Genomic DNA, 3,287 nt, shown 5'->3' with positions numbered 1-3,287 from the left:
ATGACGGCAAACCTAGCAGCCGCACCGCGGCGTCGACGGCGAGTGCCGGCACCTCCAGCCGGGTCGAGGCCAGGTCGTGGCGGGCGCCGGTGACCTCGACGACCGCGGTGGGCGCGGGGACCAGCGCGGCGGCGGCGCGCACCTCGGCCGGGCTGCCGAACGGGTCGGCGGTGCCGTGGGTGAAGACCGTCGGCACCGCGATGCGGGGCAGGTGTTCGGTGCGGGCTTGGTCCGGTTTGCCGGGTGGATGCACCGGGTAGGAGAAGAGCGCCAGCAGATCCGGCGCGGTGCCGCCGTCGGCCGGGTCGGCGACCACCATCGACGTCTGCCGGCCGCCGTAGGAGTGCCCGCCGGCGATCAGCGGACCGTCGGCACACCCGCGGGCGTAGCCGATCGCCTCGACGATCCCGGCCCGGTCGCCGGCCCCGGAGCCGGACGGCGGCCCCTTCGGCCGACGCCGCCGGTAGGGCAGGTCATACCGGATCGCCAGCCAGCCGCGTCGGGCCCATTCGTCGCAGACCCGCTGCAGCAGCGGCGATTCCCGGCTGCCGCCGGCACCGTGGGTCAGCACCACCACGCCGGCCGGGGTGCCGGCCGGCCGGTGGGCGACACCGGCGATGTCGGCCAGTCCCCGGTCGTCGCGCCTCATCGCGCCAGCCGGAACAGCGGCGACACCGGGCCGTGCCCGTGGCCCAGCGGATAGGCCGCGCGCAGGCACTCGGTCACCCACTGCTTGCCGAAGCCGACCGCGTCCGGAACGGTGCGGCCGTGCGCCAGGGCGCAGGCCGTCGCGGCGGCCAGGGTGTCGCCGGCGCCGTGGTCGTCGCCGGTGTCGAGCCGCGGCGCGTCGAAGGAGTGGAACCGCTCCCCGTCGTAGAGCAGATCCGGGCTGTCGGTCGCAGACCGCAGATGCCCGCCCTTGACCAGCACCCAGCGCGGGCCCAGCGCGTGCAGCGCCCGCGCCGCCGTCCGCTGGGTCTCGGCGTCCACCACGTCGACACCGACCAGCAGGCGCACCTCGTCGAGGTTCGGGGTCACCAGGGTGGCCACCGGAAACAGTCGCCGGCGCAGCGTGTCCAGCGCCGACGCCGGCAACAGCGGGTCGCCGTGCATGGACGCGCAGACCGGGTCCACCACCAGCGGCACCTCCGGCGCTACCCGCTGCCAGGTGTCGGCGACCGCGGCGATGATCGCCGCCGACGCCAGCATCCCGGTCTTGGCCGCCTGGATGCCGATGTCGCCGACCACGGCCTGCATCTGGCCGATCACATCATCGGCCGGGATCTCGTGGAAACGCTGGACGCCCACGGTGTTCTGCACCGTCACCGCGGTCACCGCGACACAGCCGTGCAGCCCGAGCAGGGCAAAAGTGCGCAGGTCGGCCTGGATGCCGGCGCCGCCACCGGAATCCGACCCGGCGATGGTCAGCACCCGCGCGGGCGTCGCCGCCGGCGCGGCCAACGGCAGGAAATCCACTAGCGGACGGGGTTTTGCAGCGCGTTGCCGTCGGAATCGCCCGGGGTGACGCGATCGGTCATGGCCATTCCTCCCTACGCCGGCATTACCCGGTCAGCTGATCGGTAGATACACCCGATTGCCGTGTTCGGCGAACTCGGCCGATTTCTCCGCCATGCCTTGCTCGGCGTAGTCGCGCACATCCTGGCTGATCCGCATCGAGCAGAACTTCGGTCCGCACATCGAGCAGAAATGGGCAGACTTCGCCGGTTCGGCGGGCAGCGTCTCATCGTGATAGCTCCTTGCGGTGTCGGGGTCCAAGGAGAGGGCGAACTGGTCGTGCCAGCGGAAGTCGAACCGGGCCCGGGACAGCGCGTCGTCGCGTTGCTGGGCGTGCGGGTGGCCCTTGGCCAGGTCGGCGGTGTGCGCGGCGATCTTGTAGGCGATCACCCCGGCCTTGACGTCGTCACGATCCGGCAGGCCCAGGTGCTCTTTGGGGGTGACGTAACACAGCATCGCGGTGCCGGCCTGGGCGATGTTCGCCGCGCCGATCGCCGAGGTGATGTGGTCGTAGGCCGGGGCGATGTCGGTGGTCAGCGGCCCGAGGGTGTAGAACGGCGCCTGCTCGCAGAGCTCCTCCTCGAGCCGCACGTTCTCGACGATCTTGTGGTACGGCACGTGGCCGGGGCCTTCGATCATCACCTGCGCGCCGCGGGCCTTGGCGATCTTGGTCAGCTCGCCCAGGGTGCGCAGCTCGGCGAACTGGGCCTCGTCGTTGGCGTCGGCGATGCTGCCCGGCCGCAGCCCGTCACCGAGCGAGAAGGTGACGTCGTAGCGGGCCAGAATGTCGGCGAGTTCCTGGAAATGGGTGTACAGGAACGACTCCTGGTGCCGGGACAGGCACCAGGCCGCCATGATCGCCCCGCCGCGGCTGACGATGCCGGTGACCCGCGCGGCGGTGAGCGGGACATAGCGCAGCAGCACCCCGGCGTGCACGGTCATGTAGTCCACGCCCTGCTCGCACTGCTCGATCACGGTGTCGCGGTAGATCTCCCAGGTCAGCTTGGTCGGGTCGCCGTCGACCTTCTCCAGCGCCTGGTAGATCGGGACGGTGCCGACCGGGACGGGGGAGTTGCGCAGAATCCACTCCCGGGTCTCGTGGATGTCTTTGCCGGTGGACAGGTCCATGATGGTGTCGGCACCCCAGCGGGTGGCCCACACCATCTTGTCGACCTCCTCGGCGATCGAGGAGGTGACCGCGGAGTTGCCGATGTTGGCGTTGATCTTCACCTTGAATGCCTTACCGATGATCATCGGCTCCAGCTCGGGGTGGTTGTGGTTGGCCGGGATCACCGCGCGGCCGGCCGCGACCTCGTCGCGGACCAACTCGGCGGGCATGCCCTCCCGGGCGGCGCTGAACGCCGCCTCGGCGGTGATCTCCCCGGCCCGGGCTCGCTGTAGCTGGGTGCCGCGGTCACGGACCACCCCCGGCCGGGCCGGCAACCCGGCGTTCAGGTCGATGACGGCGTTCTCGTCGGTGTAGGGCCCGGAGGTGTCGTAGAGGTCGAAGTGCTCACCGGTGGTCAGGTTCACCCGCCGCCACGGCACCTTCGCGCCGCCATCCAGCTCCTGGTAGTGCTTGATGCTGTACCGGATGGGGCCGGTGGTGACGTTCGGCTCAGCCGCGAGATCGGTCATTGGTCGTTCCTCCCTACGCCGGCATTACCCGGTCAGGTTCATACGGTCGACGGCTTCGGCCGTCCTCTCAGCGCACTCGGCTGCGCTCCCGCGTGTGTGATTGGCGATACCCCGCCACGCTAGCGCAGCGCGGC

The 3,287-nt window shown here is 71.0% G+C and carries 3 protein-coding genes and 1 riboswitch; all 3 genes read right to left on the bottom strand.

Features of this window, described 5'->3' with window-relative positions; translation table 11 throughout:
• A partial coding sequence (locus AC2VNT_RS12570; RefSeq protein WP_486947175.1) for an alpha/beta hydrolase family protein occupies positions 1–649 on the bottom strand: 649 nt, incomplete at its 3' end.
• Complete coding sequence (thiD, locus tag AC2VNT_RS12565; protein WP_486947174.1) at positions 646–1,476, bottom strand: bifunctional hydroxymethylpyrimidine kinase/phosphomethylpyrimidine kinase; 831 nt, start codon at positions 1,474–1,476, stop codon at positions 646–648. The genes thiD and AC2VNT_RS12570, both read right to left, overlap by 4 nt.
• Positions 1,477–1,569: 93 nt before the next feature.
• A complete protein-coding gene (gene thiC, locus AC2VNT_RS12560) occupies positions 1,570–3,153 on the bottom strand; it encodes a phosphomethylpyrimidine synthase ThiC (protein ID WP_486947173.1) in 1,584 nt (527 codons plus the stop codon).
• Positions 3,146–3,255: riboswitch (TPP riboswitch) on the bottom strand. Its footprint overlaps the gene before it by 8 nt.
• Positions 3,256–3,287 lie beyond the last annotated feature (32 nt).

It is taken from the genome of Mycobacterium sp. TH-M15 (genome assembly GCF_057473705.1).
The sequence above is the reverse complement of the archived record's forward strand: the minus strand, read 5'-3'. Positions and strand labels throughout refer to the sequence as shown.

What these genes read in the sequence shown, in the direction of transcription:
- thiC (WP_486947173.1), bottom strand. Translation starts at nt 3,153, where the DNA reads ATGACCGATCTCGCGGCTGAGCCGAACGTCACCACCGGCCCCATCCGG.